We start from the raw sequence: 26,679 nt of genomic DNA, 5'->3' as shown, positions 1-26,679 counted from the left end.
TCTGATACACCGGATTTTCTTCACCTCTTATTATTATCACCTTTTAATCTTATTGCAGGAGACACGTTTTGTCAACGATAAACAATCAGTTAATCAGCTGACGGATATAGGAAAGCAGACCCAGCCTGCGGAAAGTTTCTAGTAAAAAGACGGCAAACAGTGTTCCGCATAAGGTGCTCATCAGAAAAGGAACTACAAAGAAGAAAACAGCAGCATCCTTTCCAAGTATCAGCACTGCAACCGGATAGCTGAGAAGAGCGCCGATTATCCCGGTTCCGGTAATTTCCCCCGCATAAGCCCAGAGAAGCTTACCAGTCTTTTGAAACAGAAGCCCACTTAAGTATGCTCCCACCATACTTCCGGGGAACGCAAGAAGCGTTCCGGTACCGGACAAGTTTCTGATGAGAGAGGAGACAAAAGCCATGGCAACGCCGTAAAGAGGACCTAAGAATACTCCTGCCAGGACATTTACCAGGTGCTGAATCGGAAAGCATTTGGAAGCTCCGATGGGAATGGAGAAGCCGGAAAGTGAAACGGTGAGTGCCACCAGCATTCCACCAATAGTCAGCTTTTTAATGTAGACTACTGTAGGAGTATGAGCGGTCGATGCCTTTTCTAAATTTGTCTTTGAATTCATGATTTTTTCTCCTCTAGATTCAATATCATTCATCATAGATGTTGACAATTTCCCCGTCTAAAATCCGGTTCATATTTTTCATGGCACAGAAATTACCGCACATGGAACAGGTATCTTCCTTTTCCGGTTTGGAAGATTCTCGGTATCTTCTGGCTTTTTCCGGATCAATGGAAAGAGCAAACATTGCTTCCCAGTCCAGCCGTTTTCTTGCATCACTCATCTGGTAATCCCATTCCTTTGCACCCTTAATGCCTTTTGCCAGATCAGCAGCGTGAGCGGCAATCCGGGCGGAAATAATGCCTTCCTTCACATCATCGGCATCGGGAAGTCTTAAATGTTCTGCTGGCGTTACGTAGCAGAGGAAGGAAGCTCCGGCGGCAGCGGCTATAGCCCCTCCGATGGCTGCTGTAATGTGATCATATCCAGGAGCAATGTCGGTTACGAGAGGCCCCAGTACGTAAAACGGAGCACCTTTGCAGATTGTCTGCTGGATTTTCATATTGGCAGCGATCTGGTCAAGAGGCATATGACCTGGTCCTTCAATAATTACCTGTACATCCTTTTCCCAGGCCCTGCGGGTCAGTTCCCCAAGAGTAACCAGTTCTTCAATCTGGGAGATATCAGAGGCATCAGCAATACAGCCCGGACGGCAGGCATCTCCAAGGCTTAAGGTCACATCGTGCTCCCGGCAGATGTCCAGAATACGGTCAAAATGCTCATAGAAGGGATTTTCATTTCCCGTCATCTCCATCCATGCAAAGATGATGGAACCGCCTCTGGATACAATATTAGTCAGGCGTTTTGCCTCCTTAAAACGGTGTGCCGTCTGTTTGTTGATGCCTACGTGAATGGTCATGAAATCCACTCCGTCAAGGGCATGCATTTCCACAATCTGAATCCATTCCTCGGAAGTTATTTCCTTAAGCGGTTTATGATAATAAACAACGGCATCGTAAATGGGAACCGTGCCTATCATGGCAGGACATTCACCTGTCAGCCTTTTCCTGAATTTTCTTGTGTCTCCAAAGGAACTTAAATCCATAATGGATTCAGCACCCAGTGAAACGGCATCCTCTACTTTTTTCAGTTCCAGATCCATGTCATTTAAATCTCTGGAAGTTCCAAGATTTACATTGATTTTTGTTTTCAGCATGGAACCAATGGCATTTGGCTCTAAACAGGTATGATGTTTGTTGGCAGGAATGACTGCCTTGCCTTTGGCAACCAGCTTTATAAGCTCCTCCGGTTTGATTCCTTCTTTTTCAGCTGTAATTTCCATTTCCCGCGTCAGAATACCTTTTCTTGCAGCATCCATCTGTGTGGTGTAGTTCATTTTGTAGTCCTCCTTCATTATTTGAAGGGATTTACGGCTCAGGACAAAAAAAGAGCCCATACCAACAGGTACAGGCCCAGATAAATACATCCGTCTTGTATAAATCCCTACGTTGGCATTACCCAAATCAGGTTATAAAGGTCGAAGTTGATAACTTCCTCTCAGCCCGCATACGAGCTCCCTCTTGTGGCACTAGTGTAGCACCGGTGCAAATGGATGTCAAGTGAAAATTCACCCAGTGATTGCAGCCTTCATCTCTCTTATGTAGCTGCAGATTGGTTCCACACAGTCTTTTCCATGCATGGCAGCCAGCTTAACTATGGCGCTTCCCACGATAATACCATCTGCATATTTACTTAACTCCTTCGCCTGTTCCGGCGTGGATATACCAAAGCCGATGGCGCAGGGAATATCTTTGGAATCCTTTACAAGAGAAACCATATCTTTTATGTCTGAGGTGATTTCCTTTCTCACACCTGTTACGCCCATGGAAGAAACGCAGTAAACAAATCCCTCTGCTTCTGAAGCGATGGCTGTAATACGTTCCTTAGAAGTGGGAGCGATCAGGGAGATTAAATCAATTCCGTACTTTTGGCAGATGGGATGAAGTTCATCCTTTTCCTCAAACGGCATATCTGGAACGATAAGAGCATCAATCCCGCATTCAGCCGCATTTTTAATAAAACGCTCGCTTCCATATACAAATATAGGATTAATGTAAGTCATAAATGCCAAAGGTACATTTGTTTTTTGCCGAATCCGGGTGACTGTTTCAAAGATTTTATCTGCGGTAGTGCCGGCGGCAAGGGCACGCTGGTCTGCCTCCTGGATTACGATTCCCTCTGCAACCGGATCAGAAAAAGGAATTCCAAGCTCTATGATATCAGCACCTGCCTTAGCCATGGCAGGAACCAGCTGCTCTGTAATTGCAAGGTCCGGGTCACCGGCTGTAATAAACGGGATAAATGCTTTTCCTTTTGCAAATGCTTCGCTGATTCTACTCATATATTTCTACCCCCTTGTAACGTGCAATTGCGGCCACATCCTTGTCTCCGCGGCCGGATAAGTTGATGACAATAACCTGGTCTTTCCCCATGGAAGGTGCGGCCTTTCTGGCATAAGCTACCGCATGGGCACTTTCAATAGCAGGGATGATTCCTTCCTTGCGGGACAAATATTCAAATGCATCCACTGCCTCATCGTCTGTAACAGGAACATAATCTGCCCTTTTTGTATCAAACAGTGCAGCGTGCTCCGGTCCGATTCCCGGATAGTCAAGTCCTGCTGAGATGGAGTAAACCGGAGCGATCTGTCCGTATTCATCCTGGCAGAAGTAGGATTTCATGCCATGGAAGATTCCTACGGTTCCGGTAGAGATGGTGGCAGCATTTTTATCTGTATCAATGCCGTGTCCGGCAGCTTCACAGCCCACCAGCTTTACAGAGCTGTCTCCAATAAAATCATAAAACAGGCCCATGGCATTGCTGCCTCCGCCCACACAGGCGATCAGCATATCGGGAAGTTTTCCTTCTGCTTTTAAGATCTGTTCTCTTACTTCTTTACCAATAATGCTCTGAAAATCCCGCACAATGGTGGGAAAAGGGTGAGGCCCCATGACAGAACCCAGAACGTAGTGGGTGTCCTCCACCCGGTTGGTCCATTCCCGAAGTGTCTCATTTACCGCATCTTTTAAGGTCTGTGTTCCGCTGGTAACCGGGTGAACCTTAGCGCCCAGAAGCTCCATGCGGAATACATTTAAAGCCTGGCGGTCCGTATCTTCTTTTCCCATGTAGATTTCACATTCCATCCCCATTAAGGCTGCAGCAGTTGCAGTAGCAACTCCGTGCTGTCCTGCACCGGTTTCTGCGATGACACGGGTTTTTCCCATTTTCTTTGCCAGGAGAACCTGGCCAAGGGCATTGTTGATTTTGTGAGATCCGGTGTGGTTTAAATCCTCCCGTTTTAAATAAATCTTTGCACCGCCCAGATCCTCTGTCATTTTCTTAGCGTAGTAAAGCAGAGAAGGTCTTCCTGTGTAGGTTTCATGCAGTGTCTTTAGCTCTGCCAGAAATTCTTCATCCTGCATACAGGCATTGTAAGCCTTCTCCAGTTCCGTCACTGCATTCATCAGCGTTTCTGGGATAAATTGTCCGCCGTGCTGTCCAAATCTTCCTTTTGACATGATTTTCCACTCCTTACTTTTTGTATGATTTTTTTTATTTTTTCCGGGTCTTTTCTGCCGTCTGTTTCAGCCAGACTGCTGACATCCAGGCAGAACGCTTTCGTTTTAAGCGCTTCTTCTATGTTATCCATGCCGATTCCCCCTGCAAGAAACCAGGGCTTATTAATCGTTGGAATCATGGACCAGTCAAAACTTGTTCCGCTGCCTCCCTGAATTCCTTTGACATAGGAGTCCAGAAGAAGGTAGTCTGCAGAAAGCTTTTCTGCCTCTTTAATTTCCGCCGCGGACTGGACACGGATTGCTTTGATAATGGGGACCGGTCGGTCCAATCTGTTTTTCAGCTCCAGAATATCCGCCTCACTTTCCTCCCCGTGAAGCTGAATCAGCTGGATCACATTATTTTTTACGAGGGAAATGATCTCGTCTGCAGGGCTGTTTACGAAGACTCCCACAGCCGGAATTTCAGGAAGCAGATCATTTCTTAAAAGTTCTGCCTGCCTGTGATTAAGCTGCCGCTTTCCAGGAGCAAAAACAAATCCTGCGTAATCCGGCTTATAGCAGTTGACAGCCAGCACATCTTCTTTTCTGGTGAGACCGCAGATTTTGATTTTCTTTTCAAAATTACTCATTGGCAGCCTTCCTCATTTCCAAAAGAATCTTTTTTTTATCAGGAGAGCGCATCAGGCTTTCTCCGATTAAGACTCCGTTTACACCGGCCTGATACAGCCGCTTTACATCGTCCGGGGTCTGTATTCCGCTTTCTGCAATGAACGCTGTCCCGGCTGGTACCAGGTTTCTTAAACGGATGGAATTTTCAAAGTCTACCTCGAACGTCTTTAAGTTCCGGTTATTGACTCCGATCAGGCGGGCTCCTGCAGAAAGTGCGCTGTGGATTTCTTCCTCATCGTGGGCTTCCACAAGAGCACTGAGTCCAAGGCTGTCACAGAGTCTGATGTATTCTTTCAGTTTTTCGGTATCCAGAAGTGCACAGATAAGAAGAACTGCCGAGGCGCCAAGCACCTTTGCTTCCAGTATCTGATAAGGATCTACGGTAAAATCCTTTCTTAACAGAGGGAGGGAAACAGACCGGCTGATTTCCGTTAAATATTCCCCTTTTCCCAGGAAATATTCCGGTTCTGTCAGTACGGAAACGGCGTCTGCACCGGCTGCTTCATACTCCATGGCAATCTCCCTGTAAGGAAAATCCGGTGCAATCATCCCTTTTGAGGGAGAAGCACGCTTTACTTCGCAGATAAAGGAAATTCCGGGAGAGGAGACTGCCCGTTCAAAAGAGAAATCAGATTCCCTCTGCCCCGCGTCAAAAGCAGTGAATGCCATTTCCTCCATCTTACCGGGTGGAATCGTTATTTTGGCCTCCTCCGCCCGCTTTTTTGAGGCTGCGGCCAGCGTATCAAGGATCATAGAGCCACCTCATTCACTGCTTTCACAAATTCCTCCAGTTTTGCAGCCGCTTTTCCGGAATCAATTAAGTCGGAAGCAGTTTTGATGCAGTCGGATATGGTGCAGTTGTCAATGCCAAGATAAAGACTGAGGGCAGAATTTAAAACTACAATATCCCGTTTTGGACCGCGTAGTGTTCCGGCTAAAATTTCCTTTGTAATTCTGGCATTATCCGCAGGGGTTCCGCCCAGTAAGTCAGAAAGGCTGCTGCGGCTTAAGGAAAACTGTTCCGGAGTAATTTCATATGGAGTCAGCTCCCCGAAACGGATTTCACAGACATGGGTGGGACCCGTTACGGTTGCTTCGTCCAGTCCGTCTGATCCGCAGACAACAAGCCCCCGCTTTACTCCTAAGTTGCTTAAAACCTGGGCAAGGGGTTCCACCAGTTTTTTATCGTAGACACCTAACAGCTGCATGGTGGCGCCTGCCGGGTTTGATAAAGGTCCGAGAATGTTAAAGATGGTACGTACTCCCAGCTCTTTTCTGACAGGACCTGCATATTTCATGGAAGAATGATGGACCTGTGCAAAGAGAAAGCACATTCCCGTCTCTTTTAAAACCCTGGCAGACTGTTCTGCCGTAAGATTTAAGTTGACTCCCAGCTGCTCCAGAACGTCTGCAGCGCCGCTTTTGCTGGAAACGCTTCTGTTCCCGTGCTTTGCAACCGGGACGCCTCCTGCAGCCACTACAAAAGCACTGGTGGTGGAGATATTAAAGGTTCCCACCTCATCCCCGCCTGTGCCTACGATATCAATGACTGGAAAATCCGGCTCCAGCTTCATTGCCTTTTCTCTCATAACGGTAGCACACGCCGTTATCTCATCAATCGTCTCGCCCTTCATACGGAGGGCAGTTAAAAATGCTGCCATCTGGGCCGGAGTAGTTTCCCCGCTCATAATTTCATTCATAACCTCTCTTGCAGCCTGAAAACTTAAGTCCTGCCCTTCAATTACATTGTGGATTGCTTCTTGAATCATATGGTTTGCCTCCTTTATATAATGGTCAGAAAATTTCTTAATATGGTCATTCCATCTGGTGTGAGTATGGATTCCGGGTGAAACTGCAGTCCGTAGACCGCATACTCTTTATGCTTCACAGCCATGATCTCACCGATGGAATCAGTCCCGATCACTGACAGGCAGTCAGGAAGGGAATCCTTTTCGGCTATCAGAGAATGGTATCTGGCAGCAGGTATTGTCTCTGCAAGCCCCTTAAAAATGGGATCAGAAGTATCAATGTCAATCAGGCTCTGTTTTCCGTGCATCAGTTTTTTGGCGTGGGTGATATTTGCCCCGTAAACCTCACAGATCCCCTGGTGCCCCAGGCAGACACCAAGAATGGGAACAGTTCCGGCAAGCTCCTTTACCACTTCTTCGCATACACCGGCATCCTTTGGATATCCAGGTCCTGGAGAGAGGACGATGTGGGAAGGATGTAAGTTCCGGATCTCCTCCACAGTCAGTTCATCATTTCTTATGACCTTAATATCCGGTTCAATAGAACCGAACAGCTGGACCAGATTATAGGAGAAGCTGTCATAATTATCAATCAGCAGTATCATCAGTCATTCACCTCCCCAGCCGTTTCAATTGCGTGGATTACAGCCTTTGCCTTGTTACCTGATTCTTCATATTCCAGCTCCGGAACACTGTCGGCCACAATCCCTCCGCCGGCCTGAACGGTTACCGTTCCATTTTTCTTCACAGCCATTCGTATGGCAATGCAGGTATCCATGTTTCCGGTGAAATCAATGTACCCCAGTGCACCTCCGTAGATACCCCGTGGCTCCCGCTCCAGTTCCTCTATAATCTCACAGGCTCGGATCTTTGGCGCACCGGAGAGAGTGCCTGCGGGAAGTACCGCTTCAATTGCGGAGAGTCCGTCACAGTCTGGTTTTATGTCTGCCTCCACCTGGGAACAGATGTGCATAATCCTGGAAAACCGGTGGATCATCTTATATCCGGTGACCTCCACGGTGGAAAATTTTGCGATTTTTCCTAAGTCATTCCGTCCTAAATCCACAAGCATATTGTGTTCGGACAGCTCCTTTTCATCGGCAAGCAGCTCTTCTTCCAGCTGTCTGTCTTCCTCCTCATCGCTTCCCCGGGGTCTGGAGCCGGCAACCGGGAAGGTAGTCAGTCTTCCGTCCTTTAAACGGACTAAGGTCTCAGGAGAAGTACTGATAATCTCTGTCTCATCCATGTGAAGATAGACCATGTAAGGGGAAGGGTTGGTGGTCCTGAGCACCCGGTAGGCATTTAAAAGGCTGTCGTGATATTCGCTTTTAAACTGTCTGGATAAAACAGCCTGAAAAATATCTCCGTCCACAATGTATTCCTTTGCTTTTTCCACCATATGGCAGTATTCCTCTTTGGAAACGTTACAGTGGAAATCAGGTCTTTCCTGTACGGCTGATTTTTTCAGGGGAGTATTTTCTCCGATCATCCGTGCGATACTTTCCAGTTTTGTGCAGGCCGCTCCATAGTTTTCCATAATCCGGTCGGTTTTCATATTTACCACGATGCTTATTTTCTGCTTCAGATGATCATAGGCAATCACTGTGTCAAACAGCATCAGATCAAAGTCGCTGCAGTCCCCTTTTTTGATAGACAGGACAGGCTCTGCATAACCAATCATGCTGTAAGCGAAATAACCGACAAACCCTCCGGTAAATGGCGGAAGTCCGGAGATTTTTGGAGAGCGGTAATCCTTTAATATTTCCCGGAGAACTAAAAAGGGAGTGTCCGATATAAAAACCTCATCCTGAGCAGCTCCCGTGATGCTGTCGTAACGGCGTATGGTGACCACATGGTCCTGGCAGCTGACCTTCATGACGGGGTCATAACCAAGAAAGGAGTAGCGTCCCCAGGTTTCGCCGCCCTCAATGCTTTCTAACAGAAAGTGTTTTCTGCTTAATGCCCCGATTTTTCTCAGCAGAGTGATGGGGGTTACAATGTCTGCGAAAATTTCCCTGCAGACTGGTATGACAGGGTAGGAAGCGCCAAGCGCTTCAATCTCCCTGCAATCCGGTGTGATAGTCATAATACTGGCTCCTTTCCTGATTAAAAATTTTTAATAAAAAAAGCTCCCGTCCCTCTTCCATAATTCTATGGATAAGAGGGACGGAAGCTTGTAGTGACTCGTTCCGCGGTACCACCCTGATTGGAGAAGATAGACTTCTCCCGCTTATAACACACCAACATGTGTCTCCCCTTGATAACGGATAGGAAACCCGTCGGCATCTACTACCGGAGATAAACACCGGTTTCAAGCCGCCCTCGCAGGTCCATTCAGACCAGACATCAACGCTTCCTTTCACCAACCGGAAGCTCTCTGTGCATGATGAAGAGATCTTACTTACTCCTGCTCAACAGTTTATTACTTTGCTTTGCTACAGTATATGAGATTAAAATGAAAATGTCAATACGTAATTTAAAATTTAATTTGTTCCAATCAACACATCAATCGCCGGAAGGCCATCCCCAAGTGTTTATTCATCACTCATGATTACCCGTTCAATGTGCATGGCTAAATAACCGATTTCTACTTCTTTTATTTCCAGTTTTAATGCGATGCTTAACTCGTCACAGATTGTAGTTGCTATCATAAAGGATTCCGGAATCTTAAATTCCAGATAGTCATTGATATTCAACTTTAATTCTTCGTTCTTTACGATTCTGGCTACCATATATTTTACATGGTTCATAAGTCTGTTATAAGACAGGGACATCACATCGATCTTACATTTTTTTTCATTTTCAATGATGTTGATACATCTTCTTACCGCCTCAGCCATCTTCATTGAGATTGAGGTGCTGATATCCTCTTTAGCTGCATGAATATGCAGGGAAACATATCCGATCTCATCATCATCTATATCAATGTTCTTTTCTTTTTTTAAGATATCCCGTAAAACCAATGCTGCCTTAAATTCGCTATGGAATAAAGCCTTTATATCTTCTGTGAGCGGATTATATATCTGCTCCCCATTCTGAATTCGCTGTACCGCAAATGAAATATGATCCGCTATTGGAAACAGGATGCTCCGGTCAAGCTTTCCAACCCTTTTCTCTGCCTCATCTAAAATTGCATTGGCATATTCAAAGTATTCAGGTGAAACGCTCTTAACCAGTTCTCTGTTCGTACCTCGTTCTGACTTTTCCTGTAATGAGTAAACAGCGCAATCCTCTGGTGCCTCAATACGTTCCGATACCTTTTTCCCAAATCCAATTCCTTTTCCCAATAAAATATATTCTTTATTATCAGTCATATCAATTGCGATTACACTGTTGTGATTTAATATCTTACTTATGCGGTACATATCGTAAACGCCATCCTCTCTGTATCAATTGTCTTTCCATTTTATCATGAATAAAACCGAAAGAATAGACAATTACAATATGCATTTCATAAATACTTATTCAAAAGTATCCACAGCAAATAATGGTTCGCCTGCTTTAACCTTACCATTTGCAATTAGTCTAATCTCCTGATTATCCTTAAGTTCTGTACAGATGACAGGAGAGCATATTGAAGGTGCTGCTGTTTTTAAGTACTCTAAATCAATTTTTAGGAGCTTATCCCCTTTCTTTACCTTCTGTCCATTTTCCACAAATACTTGAAATCCTTTTCCTGCAAGTTTGACCGTATCGATTCCTACATGAATAATCATTGTGACACCAAGGTCCGTTTGATAACCTATCGCATGTTTAGTCTCAAAAACGAAGCAGATTTCTCCATCTTCGGGTGCAGTAACTATTTCCTCTGTTGGTGTAACGACTGCACCATCTCCCATCATTTTTTTTGCAAATCCTTCATCGGGTGCTGTGGTTAAATCTGCAGCCTCTCCTGTAAACGGGCTGGAAATGATGATGGAATTGATCACCTTTTTATCTTTATCAGATTTTACGCTTTCTGACGAATCGTGGTTTACTGTATAATCAAAGTCTGCCTCCTCTGGTGCAGTCTCTAAATAGTCTTCAAAATTTGACTTGATAATGGTGACTCTCGGGCCATATATAATCTGTACGCCGTTTCCTTTATGCACGACTCCACTGGCACCAGTTGCCTTTAACACATCATCTTTAACAAGGCTTCCGTCTGTTACTGTACAGCGGAGTCTTGTCGCACAACAATCCACTGAAGTAATATTCTTCTTTCCTCCAAGCCCTTTTAAGATGCCTGCTGAAACAACGTCTTCCGGGGTTCCATTGTTTCCATTTTTTTGAGCATTTACATCGGCTCTTGTATACAGTTTTATTTCTTCCTGCTTATCACGGCCTGGTGTTTTTAAATCAAATTTCCTGATTAAATATGAGAATAGAATATAATAAAAAATGAAATATCCGATACCGACTATTACAATCCATATCCAGCTGGTCTTTGCATTTCCCTGAAGGATACCAAATAAGAACATATCTATAAATCCGCCGGAAAAGGTCATGCCTACACCAACACCACACATATGCATGATCATATAAGCGGCTCCTGCCAGAACACAATGAATCCCGTAAAGTAACGGAGCAACAAATAAGAACGTAAATTCAAGAGGCTCCGTGATACCTGTAAGCATTGAGGTAAGTGCTGCTGACAATAATAATCCACCAACAACCTTTTTGTTTTCGGGTCTTGCAGTATGGTACATGGCAAGTGCTGCGCCTGGAAGTCCAAAAATCATAAGAGGGAATTTTCCTGACATAAAACGTGTAGCCGAAACTGCGAAATGTTTTACAGTGGGATCTGTAAGCTGGGCGAAGAAGATATTCTGCGCACCTTCGATCATTTTACCTGAAACCTCTAACCTTCCACCAATGCTTGTCTGCCAGAATGGCAGGTAAAATACATGATGAAGGCCAAATGGTATCAGAAGCCTTTCCATAAACCCATAAACCCATGTTCCGGCATAACCACTATTTAAAACAACGTTTCCTACTCCATATATTCCCATCTGAACAACCGGCCAGACATAATACATGAGAATACCTACAAATACATATACCACTCCGGAAATAATCGGTACAAATCGCGTACCGCCAAAAAATGACAGCACCTGCGGAAGCTGTATCTTATAAAATTTATTATGAAGTGCTGCTACTCCTAAACCTACAATAATGCCTCCGAAAACACCCATCTGCAAGGATGGAATACCGCAAACGGAAGTTGTAGCACCTGCTAAAAGACCTTCTCCATTATCATGAATACTGATTAATGAGCTGATAGAAGCATGCATAATAAAAAATGCAATTGTCGCAGCCAGAGCTGCAACTTCCTTCTCTTTATTTGCCATACCAATCGCAACGCCAATAGCAAAAATAATTGGCAAATTCGAAAATACAATATTACCTGCACTGTTCATGATCTGTAACAATGCATTGAGAATGGTACCTTCGCCCATGAACGCTGTAAGTCCATAGGCGTCTAACATGGTTTTGTTCGTAAAAGAACCACCTATTCCAAGCAGCAGACCAGCAACCGGTAAAATTGCTATAGGCAACATAAATGATCTGCCAATTCTTTGTAATACTCCAAAAATCTTGTCCTTCATTAATAATACTCCTTTCAACTTCTTTATTCTTATAATTTTTGATTTTGAAATGCTTATCATAAAGCCTTTTTGTTTCCGGACGCAAAAAAAGCATTAACTAGCATAAACATTCCAAAAATATTCATGCATAGTTAATGCCTGATTAATCAGTAACACACTATAACTGTTTGAGTATAACATTATTGTTTTAATTTTGTCAATTATTATCTTATTGAGTTTCCACAGATGTATTTAAAATTTAATTTCCACGTCATTGACATTTAAAAAAATGGTGTTAGAATGGTGCTAATTGATAGCAGTAAAAAGCAGGAGGATATCAGATGGCGGAAATTGGAATCATAGGAATCGGAAATATGGGATATGCAATTGCAAAAGGTTTGGTGAAACAATATGAGAAAGAGGATATTGTCTTTACTGATGTAAATCAGGACCGCTGCAGGGAAGTAACAGAAGAACTGGGGATTGACTGGGTGGAATCTAACCATGAATGTGCAGGTCTTGCAAAATATATTGTTCTGGCGGTGAAACCTCAGTATATGGATCCGGTTTTGGCAGAACTTCGTGATGTGGTAACAGAAAAGAATGTTATGATATCCATTGCACCCGGAATCACCACGGACCAGTTAAAGGAAAAGCTGGGAGAGGGAAAACGAGTGGTTCGTGCCATGCCCAATACCCCTGCGCTGCTGGGCGAAGGCATGACCGGAGTCTGCTATGAAGAAAAGGCTTTCACAGAGGAAGAGAAAACTGCCATTGCCGGAATTTTCAGTTCCCTGGGCAAGATGAGGATCGTGGAAGAGCGTCTGATGAATGCAGTGGTCTGTGTCAGCGGCAGTTCTCCTGCTTATGTCTACATGTTTATTGAAGCTCTGGCTGACAGCGCAGTAAAGTATGGTCTGCCACGGGATGCAGCCTATGAGATGGCAGCACAGGCAGTGGCAGGAAGTGCCAGAATGGTGCTGGAAACAGGGGAGCATCCCGGAGCACTGAAGGATAAAGTCTGCTCTCCGGGAGGAACCACCATTGCCGCGGTCTCCGCCTTAGAGGAATACGGATTCCGCAATGCGGTGATCAAGGCCTCTGATGCCTGTTATAAAAAATGTGAGAAACTGTAGGACAAAGGAAAGGAGAACCGATATGGATCAGATTCCGGTAAAACGATTGGAGAGAACCCTGAAATATAAGGGAAACATTTTGAAAATTTATGAAGATACAGTAGATGCGAACGGACATCTGGCACACTGGGATTTCATTCACCATAATGGGGCAGCAGCTGTGGTTCCGGTTACAAAAGATGGAAATCTTCTTATGGTCAGACAGTACCGCAATGCACTGGACATGTATACTCTGGAGATTCCGGCGGGAGCCCTTGATTCTCCTGAGGAACCAAAGATTGACTGTGCCCACAGGGAGCTGGAAGAGGAAACAGGATATAAGACAGAAAAACAGAAGATGGAATTTCTTATAAGAGTTAATACCACGGTTGCATTCTGTGATGAAGTGATTGATATCTTTGTGGCACGGGATTTAGAGCCTTCCAGGCAGAACTTAGATGAGGATGAGTATATCGAAGTTGAGGAATGGGCGGTAAAGGATCTGGAGGATATGATCTACCAGGGAGAGATTACCGATGGAAAGACCATTGCAGCGATTATGGCATATGCCAGAAAGTACTGTGTAAATTAAGGGAATAAACAGACCCTCTGCAGGCATAAATTATGACAAGACCTGTAGGGGGGATTTTTATGTCTGGTTATATCCGGCAATTAAGATACATACTAAAGAGGAGAGCTGCAGGAAGCAGCCGTTATATTCCTGTATCAACCGGAATCAGGGCAGATGACCGTTATCTGATCTGCTTTTTTATCGGATTAATGGCAGGAACAGTTATTGCCAATTTCTGGTACTCTTATTTTGAGAATGAAGCCGTTTACTATTTAGGACTTTTAGACGGAAGCAGAAGTGTCGGCGGACAGGAGAGTATCGGGCTTTTCGGAGCAGTCTTAAGGCAGAGACTGATTGAGATATTTATAGCATGGCTCATAGGCATGACGGCATATGCCGTTATTTTATATTGCCTTCTTACGGCAGGACTTGGATTTTCCATGGGATTTATCATGTCTGTCATTACTGTACAAAAGGGCCTGATGGGACTTCCTTTTTTCTTTATGACAGTGATGCCGCAATGGCTCTGCTATCTGCCGCTGTGGGTGCTTATCCTGTATTGGGGGGCACAGAAGGGAAAACGATTTCGTGCAGCTGCCCTGATTTTCATCCTGCTTTTTTCTGTAGCGGGAAGTGCTCTGGAAACCTGGATTAATCCCATTTTCTTAAAATACGTCCTGTAATCAGGGAAATCTCAAAAAAAATAAAGAAAAATGATTCACCAAAAGTTACCATATCTTGCGAAATCAGGGAGCATGCTACCAATATCTAGTATATATTATGTTAAGTGCTTTTTTCGCTGAAAAAATGTGTTTGATTTTATCGAAAATAGTCTATATAATGTTAGGAAGAAGCCGCATTTTAGGGCATTTTTTGAAACCGGAAGGTCAGGGGATATTGAAATGGTAGCCGAAATTAATCATTTTATAATTTATTTGAGAGAGATCAAAAAAACATCAAAAAACACTGAGGTGTCATACCAGAGAGATTTAATTCAGATGGCTTCTTTTTTGGGGGAGCAGGGAATTAAGGAAGTGGATAAGGTGACGAAGACCAGTCTGAATTCCTATATCCTGTTTCTGGAAAAAGAGGGCAGGGCTACCACTACCATTTCACGCTGTCTGGCTTCCATGAAAGCATTTTTCCATTATGAATGCAGGGAAGGACTGATTTCGAAAGATCCGGCTGAGCTTTTAAAGGCACCTAAGGTTGAAAAGAAAGCGCCTACCATATTGACCGTAGATGAGGTGAACTGCCTCTTAAGCCAGCCAAGCGGGGATTCCCCCAAAGAGCTGAGAGACCGCGCCATGCTGGAGCTTTTGTATGCTACGGGAATCCGGGTGTCAGAACTGATTCATCTGACCAGCAAAGACGTGAATCTGACCGTGGGCTATATCACATGCAGGGACGAGCATAAGGAACGGATGATACCTTTTGGAAAGGTGGCAAAGCTGGCTCTGTCTGCATACATGGAACGGGGCAGACATGCTCTTTTAAAAGGACAGGAATCGGACTGGCTGTTTACCAATTGCAGCGGGAAACCCATGAGCCGTCAGGGTTTTTGGAAGATCATTAAGTTTTATGGAGATAAGGCAGGTATTCAGTCGGATATTACTCCTCATACACTGAGACATTCATTTGCTGCCCATCTGCTGCGCAACGGCGCAGATATTCACGCAGTACAGGCCATGCTTGGACATTCTGATATGGCTACCACACAGATGTATATGAATTATGCCCAGAAGGATACGGTGCACCGTACCTATGCCGGGGCGCACCCAAGAAGCTAGACGGAATATAATAAGAATATAAAACAATATTTGCCTGTGAAGTCTCTTTGCGCTATAATAGGTGGGTCGGCGTGATAAGCTGCGGGAAAATTTTATGATTATGAGGGATAGAAGATGAAGAAATTAGAAGATTATGTCACAAGCATTCCGGATTTTCCGGAGGCAGGAATTGTATTCCGTGATGTGACTACCATTCTGGAAGACCCGGACGGACTGACTATGGCTGTGGACGGTATTCGTCAGATGTTAAAAGGAGTGGAATATGATTCTGTAATAGGGCCTGAGTCCAGAGGCTTTATTTTTGGAGTTCCGGTTGCCTATGCAGAACACAAGGGCTTTATACCTGTCCGTAAGAAGGGAAAGCTTCCCAGAGAAGTTCTTTCTGCTGATTATGAACTGGAATACGGCAAAGCAACTGTGGAGATCCATAAAGACTCCATTAAACCGGGACAGAAGGTGGTTATCATTGACGACCTGATTGCTACCGGAGGAACCATTGAAGCCATCATTAAGCTGGTGGAAGAGCTTGGCGGTGAAGTGGTTAAAATCTGTTTTATCATGGAACTTGCGGGATTAAATGGCAGAGACAGACTGACCGGTTATGATGTGGAAGCGATGATTACCTACGAGGGTAAATAATCACTTTATAAGAGAATTTAAGGTTTTTTGCTGCCTGTTTTCTGGGTGAACAAAGGCTTTGAATTCTCTTTTTTTCAATAGAAAGCCCATAAAAATCGATATTTTTTTGACATAATTTATTTTTTTTATACATGTTCACGGACTATTGCTTTTCTGATTTTGAGTGTGATAGAATGAGTTCAGCATATTGAATTGTATACAATGTGCAATGTAAAAACAATGGATACTGAAACGAATGATAGAGACCACGAAAGAAAGGAAAATAAATTATGGCTGTACATGTTATTGATGAAGCAAACAGATGTCTAAACTGCAAAAAACCTTTATGCAGGCAAGGCTGTCCCATACAAACAGCAATTCCCCAGATGATTCAGGCGTTCAAAGAGGGAGATTTAAACAAAGCAGGGGAGATGGTTTTTGAAAATAATCCCTTGTCTTTAGTCTGCTCCCTGGTATGCAATCACGAAAAGCAGTGTGAAGGCCACTGTATATTGGGAAAGAAAGGACAGCCGGTTCATATCAGCAGCATTGAGAACTATATTTCCGATACCGTTTTCGACCAGTTAAAAATTGATTGTATGCCGAAAAATGGAAAGAAGGTAGCAGTAATTGGTGCAGGACCGGCGGGGATCACCATAGCAATCCTGCTGACAAAGAAGGGATACAGCGTAACGATTTTTGATGCCAGAGATAAGGTGGGCGGCGTTTTGCAGTATGGAATTCCTGAATTCCGTCTTCCAAAGTCCATATTGGAACGATATAAGAAAAAGCTTCTGGAGATCGGAGTGAAGATACGTCCCAATACAGCTATCGGAACGGCACTGGAAATTAAGGATTTAATCCGTGATGGATATCAGAGCATCTTCATCGGAACCGGTGTGTGGAGACCTAAAACCCTGGGAGTCAAAGGGGAATCCCTGGGCAATGTCCATTATGCCATCGATTATCTGGCAAATCCCGACGCCTATCATCTGGGAGAAACAATAGCTATCATCGGAATGGGCAATTCAGCCATGGATGTAGCCAGAACAGCAATCCGCCATGGTGCCAGAAAGGTGACTCTTTATGCAAGAGGAACGTCAGGCACTGCCAGTGAGCATGAAATGGCCTATGCCAGACTGGATGGTGCGGACTTTCAGTTTGGTATGCAGATCATGGAAATTACAGATGATGGCCCTGTCTTTGGGAAGGTTCTCCATGATGAAGAAGGGAAACCGGCAGGACTGGGGGAGGATCGGGTGCAGATTTTTGCAGATTCCACCATCATTTCAGTCAGCCAGGGGCCAAAGAGCAAGCTGGTTAATACAACCGAGGGCTTAAAAGCCAGTCAGAACGGTCTTCTTATGACGGATGACAAGGGGCAGACAACCATTCCCGGTATCTTCGCATCTGGAGATGTGGTACTAGGTGCCAGAACGGTTGTGGAGGCTGTGGCTTACTCAAAGACAGTGGCAGAAGCCATGGATGAATATATGAAATCTAAAGAAGAGTGATAAATATGATAAATAGCAGTTTATTAAACCTGCAGGGTATGCTGTTTTTACTGGTTGCGTGCGGAGTGGTTTTACGGAAACTGGGAATTCTTCCGGACAGTGCAAAACAGGTGCTGACAGATCTGGTTATTGATCTGATCCTGCCATGTAACATAATCAGTTCCTTTCTCATTGAATTTAATCTGGATATTTTAAAGGGGTTTGCAGTCATACTGTTCATTGCCACGCTGATTCAGTTTGGCTGTCTGATTATCGCGAATACCTTTTATAAAAAAGAACCGGAACGGCGAAAGAAGGTGTTGCAGTACGGAACCGTCTGCTCCAATGCCGGGTTTATGGGAAATCCGATTGCAGAAGGGATCTACGGAGCAGAAGGTCTGATGTATGCCTCCATTTTTCTCGTTCCACAGAGAATTGTCATGTGGTCTGCAGGTGTCTCTTATTTTACAGAAAGTCCGGACCGGAAGACGGTGGTGAAAAAGGTTCTTACCCACCCTTGTATCGTTGCGGTATATATCGGTTTGTTTTTTATGATTACCCAGCTGTCAATGCCGGAATTTATAGAAAATACCATTCGAAATGTGGGCAGCTGTACCACAACTGTTTCCATGGTGCTGATCGGAACCATTCTTGCAGAGGTGAAAGCAGGAAGTATCTTTGATAAAGGGATTATGAAATATACGTTGATCCGTCTGTTTTTTATCCCCTTTCTTGTTTTTATCTTCTGCCGCCTGTTTCCTGTAACCCAGCTGATATCAGGGGTATCGGTATTGCTGACTGGAATGCCGGCAGGAAGCACCACAGCCATACTGGCAGCAAAATACGACGGAGACTACATTTTTGCTACCAAATGCGTGGTTGTGACAACCCTCTTGTCCCTTGTGACCATTCCGTTGTGGTGCCTGGTACTGTGATTTAATAAATATAATAAGAATGAAAAAACGGCACCTTCCCATATTGAGAGAAGATGCCGTTATGTTAGCTTATTTTAATTAAAACGTATCATCTTTCAGCTCCACTTTATCAGACTCCTGATAGGGTGCCAGAGTGGAGATCATTTTCACACTGGTCTGAAACGGATTAAAGCAGTAATGGGTCTCTGTTGGTTCAATATGTATGAAATCTCCTTGTTTTAAGTGATAAGTTACTCCGTCTACAACAATCTTTATTTCTCCTTCCAGGATGAAAAAATTCTCTTCCATTACATTGTGGTAATGTGCGATGAAATCCTCACCGGGCTGAAACTGTACCACTGCAAAATTCATTCGTGGACCTTTCATCAGATATTTGGGTCCGCTGTCTCCAAAGCGGTATTCTTTTTCTGATTCATTTATTATATACATATTTGATTTCTCCTTTTATTCACTTCTCTTTATAAGCCTGGTGCAATCCACATATTTTTGGTAATCTTCCGGTCACAAAGTGTCAGCTGTGTATGGTAAAAATCTTTCCATGTTCTGAACATTTTTTCGTAGATTCTATTGTTATTCATATCCGGTGTCAGGCGCTGTTCTATAATAACAAGCTCTTTTGCTGTTTGTGATATGTCCTCATACAAACCAATCCCGTAGCCTGCAAGAATTGCGGCACCTAAGGCGGTGGCTTCCCTGACTTTTGGAATGTTAACCGGAATCCCCAGAACATCGGATAAAATCTGTGCCCAGAGACGGCTGTTTGCAGCACCTCCTGCAAAGGTAATCTCTTCGGGAAAATGTCCGGTGGTGTTTTTTACAAGATCTAAATGTCCTTTTGTAATAAAGGCTGTGTTTTCCAGGATTGCCCGGTAAAAGGTATAATGATTAAATTTATCAGAATCAAGTTGGAAATTAGAAAAGGTAGGGGCTGCATGCTTCCAGTTAATAAAATTCATGATATCTGAAAATGCACACATCATGCCGTAACAGCCTGGAGGTATCTTTTCGGCTTCTTCATTCATCAGATCATAAACAGATCTTCCGGATCTCAGTGCGGTCTCTTTTTCTGCAAGGCAGAAGCTGTCCCTGAACCAGCGCAATACCAATCCTGGCTTAAATGCCAGAGCTTCGTACTGCCAGAGAGATGGAATTGCATGACAGTTGACCCGCACCCTGCAGTCAGGGTCCATAACAGGAGTGTCCGTATTATATTCATATTGCCAGAAGCTTCCGCCAAATACTGCTGCATCTCCTGAATTAACAACCCCTACCCCGATGCAGCCTAACTGGGCATCTCCGCCTCCTGCAACGACGGGAATTCCCTCTGAAAGTCCCGCAGACTGTTCCAGTCCGGAAATGGTTTTTCCAATTACAGTACCGCATTCTTTTACAGGAGGAAACAAATCGGTCCGCAGGCCGCATCTTTGGTTAATTTCGGGATTCCATGTCCGGGATTTTAAGTGAAATAGTCCTGAGGTGGAACCATTACTTGGCTCAACAGCAAGAATTCCAGTTAATTTATAGATAAGCCAGTCATTAAACATCCCTATGTAAGCGGTTTTTTCGTAGACTTCAGGCAGTTTATTCTTTACCCAGAGTAGTCGTGGAATGGCATCTAAAGCGAAGGACTGCCCGGATTCCCGGTACAAGATACGTTCCAGTTCCGGATCATGGAGGATCAGCTGTTCTACTTCATCATTGCTTCTTGCGTCGACGTTGGCACAGGCCCAGAGTTCGCTGCCCTCTTTATCATAGAGGACGATGCCTTCTCTCATGCAGGTTGTGGATATTGCGGCAATGTCCCGGGGATTTGCAGCGCTGCCTGCTATGACCTGTGAAATACAGCCACAGGCAAGCTCCCAGTTATGTATCCAGTCAAAATCCATGCTTCCAGGATAGAGAGGGTTCACTCTGTGCTCCCATTCTTTCTGAACACAGGCAATCTGGTTTCCTTTTTGGTCAAACAGTACGGCACGTACACTTCCGGTTCCAGCGTCAATAGCTAAAAGATAATTTGATGACATGCAGATACCTCCATTTTGATTTGTTATCAGCCGGGATCTTTTGCCAGCAGGCTTAAAGCGGTGGCTTCATCTGTAATCAGCGTATTTAAATATCCTCCATTTAAAGAAGCCCGGATTGCATTTACCTTACTGCTTCCTGCTGCTACTCCAATTACATTAGGAAGAGCGCGGAGTGTGGTTAAAGGGGTGCTTAAAAGCCGTTCTTCAATATCTGTCTCAACTGGATTCCCATCTTTGTCAATAAAATGACTTAAGAGGTCCCCCACAGCTCCCTGCATGGAAAGATAAAGAAAATCATTTTTGGTGAAAATTCCATTTTTTATAATTGTTGCATCTTCTTTCAGTCCTCCGATGCTGATTACTGTCATCGAAGCCAGATTTACCATTCGGGAGATTTCCTGAATAGAGGGCTCGCTTTGCATCGCATCACGAAGTTCCTTCGTTGATACAATTAATGGCGCAGGATACAAATAAAGCTTTGCATTAAAAACACTTGAGAATGTATTAGGAAGATAATAGCTGACTCCGCCGGTCAGAGATACGGCAGAAACTGGTGCTTCCGTCACTGTAGCCAAATGGTTTAAAACCCGGCTTAACGTGTCTCCATAACCGATGTTGATATAAGTATTATCCGTGATCCGATCATTGATGTACATGGCTGCAGCTTTGGCAACTGTATCATTTGCACAGGAATCATCGGGTGAAGCCGGTACTACAAATGCATCTTTTAGATTCCATCTCTTAATCAGATCCTGTTCGGCCTGCAGGTGATGGCTGCGCTCCTGTGAAATTTTAAACTGTATTACTCCGTTCTGCCGTGCTTTGTCCAGCAGTTTTATTACCTTCATACGGGAGATACCAAGCCGTTCCGAAATCTTTTGCTGTGTCATATTCTCAATGTAATAGTACCATGCGGTCTTGACAATAAGGGATTCTTCGTAATTCATTCTGTTCTTCTCCGGTTTCTTAGATTGTTACAAAAGTTGTTATATCAATAAAATGTTTGCAACTAAATGTAGTATAACAATTTGCATATCATCTGTCAATAGTGCTGAATTAAAAATAAAAAAAACGAAACAAATGGAGAAAATAAAAATAAATGCATAAAAAATGAAGATAAAAATTAAAATATTAGTGAATATACACTATAGATTTCTTCGGAGCCTATTGACAAGCTGTATGTTATCATGTATGATGATGACTGTAACAAAAGTTTGGAGAGCGAACAAATATATCAAGATAGTGGGTGGATATAATGATAAAACATTCAGAAGCAGTGGATCAAAAACTGTTTACTGCAAGCGGAATTATAAAAACGTTTGGTATCAATTCTGTTTTAAAAGGAATTGATCTAAGCCTAGGGGAAGGGGAAGTTCTGGCGCTGATCGGGGGAAACGGTGCTGGAAAGAGTACATTGATGAAAATAATCATGGGTATCTATCAGCCGGATCAAGGGAGTGTTTCCATTGCTGGAGAGAAGATGACTGTTTTCAAGCCAAGTTCATCTCTGGCCAGGGGAATCTATATGGTGCCTCAGGAACCTCTGCTGTTTCCCAATATGACAGTGGAGGAAAATGTCCTGATTGGTTTAGGCGAAAAGCCGGGAATTTTAAAAAAGAGACTGAAAGAGACCATGGCTGAAATAAATTGGAAACTGGATCTGGGAAGAAAAGCCATGAGCCTGTCCATAGCAGAGCAGCAGCTGGTAGAGCTTTTAAGAGGATTGATGAGACAGGCAAGGGTTCTGATCCTGGATGAACCCACAAGTGCCCTCACATTTGATGAGGTAGAGAGCCTTTTTAAGATTGTGGAAGACTTAAAGAAAAAAGGAATTGGCATAATCTATATCACCCACCGTCTGACTGAGGTATTTCAGATTGCAACCCATGTGGCAATCATGAGAGACGGTGTGATTACGCTGAATGGAAAGATTTCTGAATTCACCAGGGAGATGTTAGTTAAGGGGCTGCTTCCTGATGACTGCAAGGAAGCAGAAAGACAGGAGGCAGAGGAACTTGATTATACCGGGCTGATGCCTGTATTTGAACTGAAAAATTTTTCAGGTTACGGATTTTGGGATATCAGTTTAAAAATCTATCCTGGAGAAGTTTTAGGAGTGGCAGGAGTGGTTGGTGCTGGCCGGACAGAACTGGCTGTAACTGTTTTTGGCAAGGACAAGGTACTTTCCGGAACCGCAGTTTTAGATGGAAAGGATGTGACAGGTCTTTCAACCAGGGAGATATTAAAAGTGGGTATTAACTATGTTCCGGAGGACCGCCGTCTGAACGGATTGTTTGCAATCAGTGATGTGGCTGCTAATATGACATCCGCGCTTATTACAGGAAAATCAATGGGGAAACTATTTGTTAACAGAAAAGCGGAATATGAAATAACCAGCAGATATGTTAACGATTTCAGAATTAAAATAACAGGACTGGATCAGTCAGCAGGCAGCTTATCTGGCGGAAACCAGCAGAAAATAGTCATTGGAAGGTCCCTGGCGACTGGTCCCAGACTTGTGATTTTGGATGAACCTACAAGAGGAATTGATGCAGCGGCCCGAAAGGATGTATACGGGATTATTCATAAACTTAAAAAACTGGGGGTAGCTGTTATGCTGATTTCTTCTGATATGGAAGAAATTGTAGAGTTGTCAGACCGGGCAGTGGTAGTTTACCAGGGGCGGATCAGAGGGGAACTGAAAAAGCAGGAAATTACCCAGTCCGGACTGATGGCAGCATCCTTTGGCGTAGGGGAAGGAAAGCAGGTGGAGGGATGAAAAAATTTTTAAAAAACAGGGAAATTAACAGCTTTCTGTTCCTGACAGTGCTGATTTTCCTGGTAGGTCTGATCAATCAAAGCTTTTGGAAACCAGAGACGATCATCAATTGTTTTAATGACAGTGTAGTATTCACGTTTCTTTCAGCAGGAATTGCATTTGTTATTCTGACCGGTGAAATTGATGTATCGATTGGTGCAGTGCTGGGGCTGTCATCTGCTGTGGGCGCCACGCTGCTGCGAGATGGTTATGGGATTGGAGCAGCAGTGTCTGCAGCGATTTTAGTGGGAGCGCTTGTGGGACTGGTGAATGGGATAGGAGTTGCTGTATTAAATATACCTTCTCTGATCTTTACACTGGGTGTAAATGGAGTTGTGAGGGGCATTATTTATGTATACACAAAAGGTGCCTGGGTAGAAAATCTGCCGGCTGATTTTACCATATTCTCCAATCGTTTTTTAGCAGGCAATGTTACATATTTTTATGGAGCAGCACTTGTAATTATAGTAATTGGGCATTTAATTCTTACGAAAACCAGGAAAGGGAAATATTTTGTGGCAGTGGGAGATAATGCTGCAGGAGCCACACTGGTAGGAATACCGGCAGATAAAACCAGGATTATGGCATATGTGCTGTGCGGAGTGTTTGCATCAATGGCAGGAATCATTTATGCCTCCAGAATTGGATTTATCACGCCCACCGCAGGGAGTGGATATGAGATGAAGGCAATCGCAGCATGTGTATTAGGCGGCTTAAGCCTGACTGGTGGGATTGGAAGCCTGGCTGGGGCGGCCATTGGAGCTGTTATCATGTCATCCATTAGCAGAATTCTTGTATTTTTGGGATTTTCTTCGGATTATGACAATACCATTACAGGCTTTTTGCTGTTAACGATTGTAGTAATTAATACGACTGTACAAAACCGTGGGGCACTAAAAAACCGACATGAAATACTGGCTGCCAAAACTGCCGGAAAAGGAGGGCAGAAAGCATGAAAACTTCCTTTTTTCTGAAAATGAAACAGATTTTAAAAAAGTGGGAATTTGTTCTGTTTCTGGTGATTGTACTTGAAATTGTAATTTTTGCAGGTAAAAACAGCAAATTTTTAATGCCCAGAGTCCTGTTTGGCAGCATGAATGATATTATTTCCATTTGCATCATTTCTCTGTTTGTAACCTTTGTGATGATTACGGGCGGAATTGATATTCAGGCGGGCTCCATTGTCGGGTTGTCCTCCATTATCCTTGGTGTTGCCTGGCAGGATGGGGGAGTTAATATCTGGGCAGCTTCATTACTTGCAATGGCAGCAGCAGGAGTATGTGGTGGAGTTTCAGGCTTTTTTATAGCGTACTGCAACGTTCAGCCTATGGTAGTTACTTTGGGCGGAAGCTTTCTTTATACAGGAATCGCACTTCTGGTTTCAAAGCTTTCTGCAACAGAAAGCTATAAAGGAATTAATGGATTTCCGGAAAGCTTTCTTAAGCTGTCCAAATTCAGGCTCTTTGGGGTTATACCCAGTCAGGTCATTATTTTTTTGTTTCTTGCGGTTCTGGCATATTTCATTTTACATAAAACCCGCTATGGCAGACAGGTATTTTTAGTTGGTGTCAATCAAAATGCAGCAGAATATTCGGGAATCCACACAAAATTGATTATTATGAGTACCTATGTACTTTCTGCAGTCAGTGCGTCTGTGGCAGGAATTATTCTGACTTCTTATCTGGGAACAGCCAAAAGTGATATCGGGGCAACACTGACTTTACCAATTATTACTGCAGTAGTTCTTGGGGGAACATTAAGTACAGGCGGGAAAGGCAGCGTCCTTGGTACAGCACTGGCTGCAATTGCAATTGGGACATTGAGATTTGGTCTGCCTCTTTGCTTTAAGGTGAGCCAGCAGTATCTTGATATACCGGTTGGAATTTTACTTCTGGTTATTATAATTGGGCGGGCGTTGTTTGGCCGTCCTCAATTTAAAACGTATCTTATGAAAATGAAAAGGATTGGAAGGGGTAATTAGAGGGTTACGCCTCATTTATAAAGAGCTATATAAAAGAAGGAGGGTTTTCTTATGAGAAAGGCAATCGCATTTGTAATGGCAGGAATGCTGACGGTAACTGTAATGACAGGGTGCAGCAAATCCGGAGGGGCAACTGAGGCAGCAGCAAAGGCTGCTGATCCCAAAGCAGAGGCAGTCAAAGACGATGGTAAGGCATCTGATATCACCGGAAAGACGGTGGTATTCATACCAAAACTGACAGGTAATGCATTTTTTGAATCAGCAGGAAAAGGGGCTTTGAAATACGGAAAAGAGTGGGGAATAAACGTAGATTACCAGGGGAGTCCCAATGCAGCTGTGGCAGATCAGGTTTCGGTAATTAATAACGCAGTTGCAAGCGGGGTAGATGCGATCTGTGTTTCCTCTGTAGATGCAACCGGACTTGATTCTGCACTGAAAGAAGCGTCAGCAGCAGGAGTGACTGTAGTTACCTGGGATTCTGACGTATCAAGCACAGCCCGTACCCTGATGGTTTCCCAGGGCACTCCGGATATACTTGGAAAAATGCTGGTTGATATGGGGGCGGATTCCCTGACGAAGAGGGGAAAGGATATTAAAACGGATAAGATTAAATATTGCTGGCATTATTCCCAGGCAACCGTTGCAGATCAGAATTCCTGGCAGGCAGCAGGAGAGGCGTACATTAAAGAAAATTATCCAAACTGGGAGAATGTAGCACCTGATAATTATTACTCGGAGCAGGATGCAGAAAAAGCTGTTTCCATCGGCGCATCGATTCTGGAGGCCAATCCGGACATTGATCTGATTATCTGCAATGATTCAACAGCACTGCCGGGTCAGTGCAAGGCAGCCCAGAACAAAGGACTTACAAAAGAGGACGTTACAATCACAGGATTCGCTTCTCCCATGTCCATTAAAGATTACTGCAATGCAGGAATTATCGAGCAGTGGGGACTTTGGGACTGCCAGGTTCAGGGAGCGATCGGCTGCTACCTGGCAGCATACATATCTGCAGGAAATCAGTTAAAGATAGGGGATAAAGTAGATATTCCGAAAATAGGTACCGTGGAAGTACTGCCCAATGACTGTCTGGTAGAAGGAGCATCCACCGGTGAGGTAAATAACGGAGTTGTACTTCTTCCGGAACGGACCATATTTAACAAAGATAATATGAACAATTTTGATTTTTAATTACCTG

The 26,679-nt window shown here is 43.9% G+C and carries 25 protein-coding genes, 1 riboswitch and 1 other annotated feature; of the genes, 11 read left to right on the top strand and 14 right to left on the bottom strand.

Translation table 11 applies throughout. The features are described from left to right. Window positions 1–85: 85 nt before the first annotated feature. From thiW to CRO04_RS13650, 11 genes are all read right to left on the bottom strand, one after another. Complete coding sequence (gene thiW, locus CRO04_RS13700; protein ID WP_097004819.1) at window positions 86–637, bottom strand: energy coupling factor transporter S component ThiW; 552 nt, start codon at window positions 635–637, stop codon at window positions 86–88. A gap of 25 nt (window positions 638–662) precedes the next feature. Further along, window positions 663–1,970, bottom strand: coding sequence for a phosphomethylpyrimidine synthase ThiC (thiC, locus tag CRO04_RS13695; protein ID WP_097004818.1), 1,308 nt, complete (start codon window positions 1,968–1,970; stop codon window positions 663–665). Between the two features lie 86 nt (window positions 1,971–2,056). Beyond that, window positions 2,057–2,164, bottom strand: a riboswitch (TPP riboswitch). Window positions 2,165–2,201: 37 nt separating this feature from the next. Next, window positions 2,202–2,975 (bottom strand): tryptophan synthase subunit alpha, encoded by a 774-nt coding sequence (gene trpA, locus CRO04_RS13690; protein ID WP_097004817.1) that lies wholly within the window; start codon window positions 2,973–2,975, stop codon window positions 2,202–2,204. Then, on the bottom strand, window positions 2,968–4,152 hold the full coding sequence (gene trpB / locus CRO04_RS13685; RefSeq protein WP_097004816.1) for a tryptophan synthase subunit beta: 1,185 nt from the start codon (window positions 4,150–4,152) through the stop codon (window positions 2,968–2,970). Before trpB ends, trpA begins: the two co-directional genes overlap by 8 nt. Beyond that, window positions 4,098–4,781 (bottom strand): phosphoribosylanthranilate isomerase, encoded by a 684-nt coding sequence (locus tag CRO04_RS13680; RefSeq protein ID WP_097004815.1) that lies wholly within the window; start codon window positions 4,779–4,781, stop codon window positions 4,098–4,100. The genes trpB and CRO04_RS13680 overlap by 55 nt, the downstream gene beginning before the upstream one ends. Then, a complete protein-coding gene (gene trpC, locus CRO04_RS13675; RefSeq protein ID WP_097004814.1) occupies window positions 4,774–5,574 on the bottom strand; it encodes an indole-3-glycerol phosphate synthase TrpC in 801 nt (266 codons plus the stop codon). Before trpC ends, CRO04_RS13680 begins: the two co-directional genes overlap by 8 nt. Then, window positions 5,571–6,590 carry an anthranilate phosphoribosyltransferase gene (trpD, locus tag CRO04_RS13670; protein ID WP_097004813.1) on the bottom strand — a complete coding sequence of 340 codons (1,020 nt, stop codon included), beginning with the start codon at window positions 6,588–6,590 and terminating at the stop codon, window positions 5,571–5,573. The genes trpC and trpD overlap by 4 nt, the downstream gene beginning before the upstream one ends. A gap of 14 nt (window positions 6,591–6,604) precedes the next feature. Next, window positions 6,605–7,174 (bottom strand): anthranilate synthase component II, encoded by a 570-nt coding sequence (locus CRO04_RS13665; RefSeq protein WP_097004812.1) that lies wholly within the window; start codon window positions 7,172–7,174, stop codon window positions 6,605–6,607. Next, window positions 7,174–8,655, bottom strand: coding sequence for an anthranilate synthase component I family protein (locus tag CRO04_RS13660; protein WP_097004811.1), 1,482 nt, complete (start codon window positions 8,653–8,655; stop codon window positions 7,174–7,176). The genes CRO04_RS13665 and CRO04_RS13660 overlap by 1 nt, the downstream gene beginning before the upstream one ends. A 73-nt stretch (window positions 8,656–8,728) precedes the next feature. Then, window positions 8,729–8,993, bottom strand: a binding site (T-box leader). A gap of 110 nt (window positions 8,994–9,103) precedes the next feature. Beyond that, a complete protein-coding gene (locus tag CRO04_RS13655) occupies window positions 9,104–9,934 on the bottom strand; it encodes a PRD domain-containing protein (RefSeq protein ID WP_097004810.1) in 831 nt (276 codons plus the stop codon). 96 nt (window positions 9,935–10,030) lie between these two features. Then, window positions 10,031–12,157 carry a PTS transporter subunit IIABC gene (locus CRO04_RS13650; RefSeq protein WP_097004809.1) on the bottom strand — a complete coding sequence of 709 codons (2,127 nt, stop codon included), beginning with the start codon at window positions 12,155–12,157 and terminating at the stop codon, window positions 10,031–10,033. A gap of 320 nt (window positions 12,158–12,477) precedes the next feature. Between CRO04_RS13650 and proC the strand changes: the two genes are divergently transcribed. From proC to CRO04_RS13615, 7 genes are all read left to right on the top strand, one after another. Further along, a complete protein-coding gene (gene proC / locus CRO04_RS13645; RefSeq protein WP_097004808.1) occupies window positions 12,478–13,272 on the top strand; it encodes a pyrroline-5-carboxylate reductase in 795 nt (264 codons plus the stop codon). 22 nt (window positions 13,273–13,294) lie between these two features. Then, window positions 13,295–13,843 (top strand): NUDIX hydrolase, encoded by a 549-nt coding sequence (locus CRO04_RS13640; protein WP_097004807.1) that lies wholly within the window; start codon window positions 13,295–13,297, stop codon window positions 13,841–13,843. A 59-nt stretch (window positions 13,844–13,902) separates the two neighbouring features. Next, window positions 13,903–14,505 (top strand): stage II sporulation protein M, encoded by a 603-nt coding sequence (locus CRO04_RS13635; protein WP_097004806.1) that lies wholly within the window; start codon window positions 13,903–13,905, stop codon window positions 14,503–14,505. Between the two features lie 219 nt (window positions 14,506–14,724). Next, the gene (locus CRO04_RS13630) at window positions 14,725–15,612 is read left to right on the top strand and encodes a site-specific tyrosine recombinase (RefSeq protein WP_097004805.1); all 888 of its coding nucleotides are present in this window, start codon (window positions 14,725–14,727) and stop codon (window positions 15,610–15,612) included. 114 nt (window positions 15,613–15,726) lie between these two features. Next, window positions 15,727–16,251: an adenine phosphoribosyltransferase gene (locus tag CRO04_RS13625; protein WP_097004804.1), complete on the top strand. Its 525-nt coding sequence runs from the start codon at window positions 15,727–15,729 to the stop codon at window positions 16,249–16,251. A 269-nt stretch (window positions 16,252–16,520) separates the two neighbouring features. Further along, window positions 16,521–17,744: an NAD(P)-dependent oxidoreductase gene (locus CRO04_RS13620; RefSeq protein ID WP_097004803.1), complete on the top strand. Its 1,224-nt coding sequence runs from the start codon at window positions 16,521–16,523 to the stop codon at window positions 17,742–17,744. Window positions 17,745–17,749: 5 nt separating this feature from the next. Next, a complete protein-coding gene (locus tag CRO04_RS13615; RefSeq protein ID WP_242974488.1) occupies window positions 17,750–18,658 on the top strand; it encodes an AEC family transporter in 909 nt (302 codons plus the stop codon). A 78-nt stretch (window positions 18,659–18,736) separates the two neighbouring features. Here the strand turns inward: CRO04_RS13615 and CRO04_RS13610 are convergent, their stop codons facing one another. The 3 genes from CRO04_RS13610 to CRO04_RS13600 are packed head-to-tail and all read right to left on the bottom strand — an operon-like array spanning window position 18,737 to window position 21,629. Beyond that, window positions 18,737–19,087, bottom strand: a complete 351-nt coding sequence (locus tag CRO04_RS13610) for a cupin domain-containing protein (protein ID WP_097004802.1) — start codon at window positions 19,085–19,087, stop codon at window positions 18,737–18,739. A gap of 29 nt (window positions 19,088–19,116) precedes the next feature. After that, window positions 19,117–20,682: an autoinducer-2 kinase gene (gene lsrK, locus CRO04_RS13605; protein WP_097004801.1), complete on the bottom strand. Its 1,566-nt coding sequence runs from the start codon at window positions 20,680–20,682 to the stop codon at window positions 19,117–19,119. A gap of 26 nt (window positions 20,683–20,708) precedes the next feature. Continuing rightward, on the bottom strand, window positions 20,709–21,629 hold the full coding sequence (locus CRO04_RS13600) for a sugar-binding transcriptional regulator (RefSeq protein WP_097004800.1): 921 nt from the start codon (window positions 21,627–21,629) through the stop codon (window positions 20,709–20,711). A gap of 308 nt (window positions 21,630–21,937) precedes the next feature. Here CRO04_RS13600 and CRO04_RS13595 point away from each other — a divergent pair, with 308 nt between their 5' ends. The 4 genes from CRO04_RS13595 to CRO04_RS13580 are packed head-to-tail and all read left to right on the top strand — an operon-like array spanning window position 21,938 to window position 26,672. Then, window positions 21,938–23,461 (top strand): sugar ABC transporter ATP-binding protein, encoded by a 1,524-nt coding sequence (locus CRO04_RS13595; protein WP_097004799.1) that lies wholly within the window; start codon window positions 21,938–21,940, stop codon window positions 23,459–23,461. Continuing rightward, window positions 23,458–24,456 (top strand): ABC transporter permease, encoded by a 999-nt coding sequence (locus tag CRO04_RS13590; protein ID WP_097004798.1) that lies wholly within the window; start codon window positions 23,458–23,460, stop codon window positions 24,454–24,456. The genes CRO04_RS13595 and CRO04_RS13590 overlap by 4 nt, the downstream gene beginning before the upstream one ends. After that, window positions 24,453–25,481 carry an ABC transporter permease gene (locus tag CRO04_RS13585; protein ID WP_097004797.1) on the top strand — a complete coding sequence of 343 codons (1,029 nt, stop codon included), beginning with the start codon at window positions 24,453–24,455 and terminating at the stop codon, window positions 25,479–25,481. The genes CRO04_RS13590 and CRO04_RS13585 overlap by 4 nt, the downstream gene beginning before the upstream one ends. 51 nt (window positions 25,482–25,532) lie before the next feature. Next, window positions 25,533–26,672, top strand: coding sequence for a substrate-binding domain-containing protein (locus tag CRO04_RS13580; protein ID WP_097004796.1), 1,140 nt, complete (start codon window positions 25,533–25,535; stop codon window positions 26,670–26,672). Window positions 26,673–26,679: the final 7 nt, after the last annotated feature.

This window comes from Lacrimispora amygdalina, assembly GCF_900205965.1.
Classification (GTDB): Bacteria; Bacillota; Clostridia; order Lachnospirales; family Lachnospiraceae; genus Lacrimispora; species Lacrimispora amygdalina_A.
Note: the sequence above shows the minus strand (reverse complement) of the source record. Positions and strands in the feature narration are given on the sequence as shown.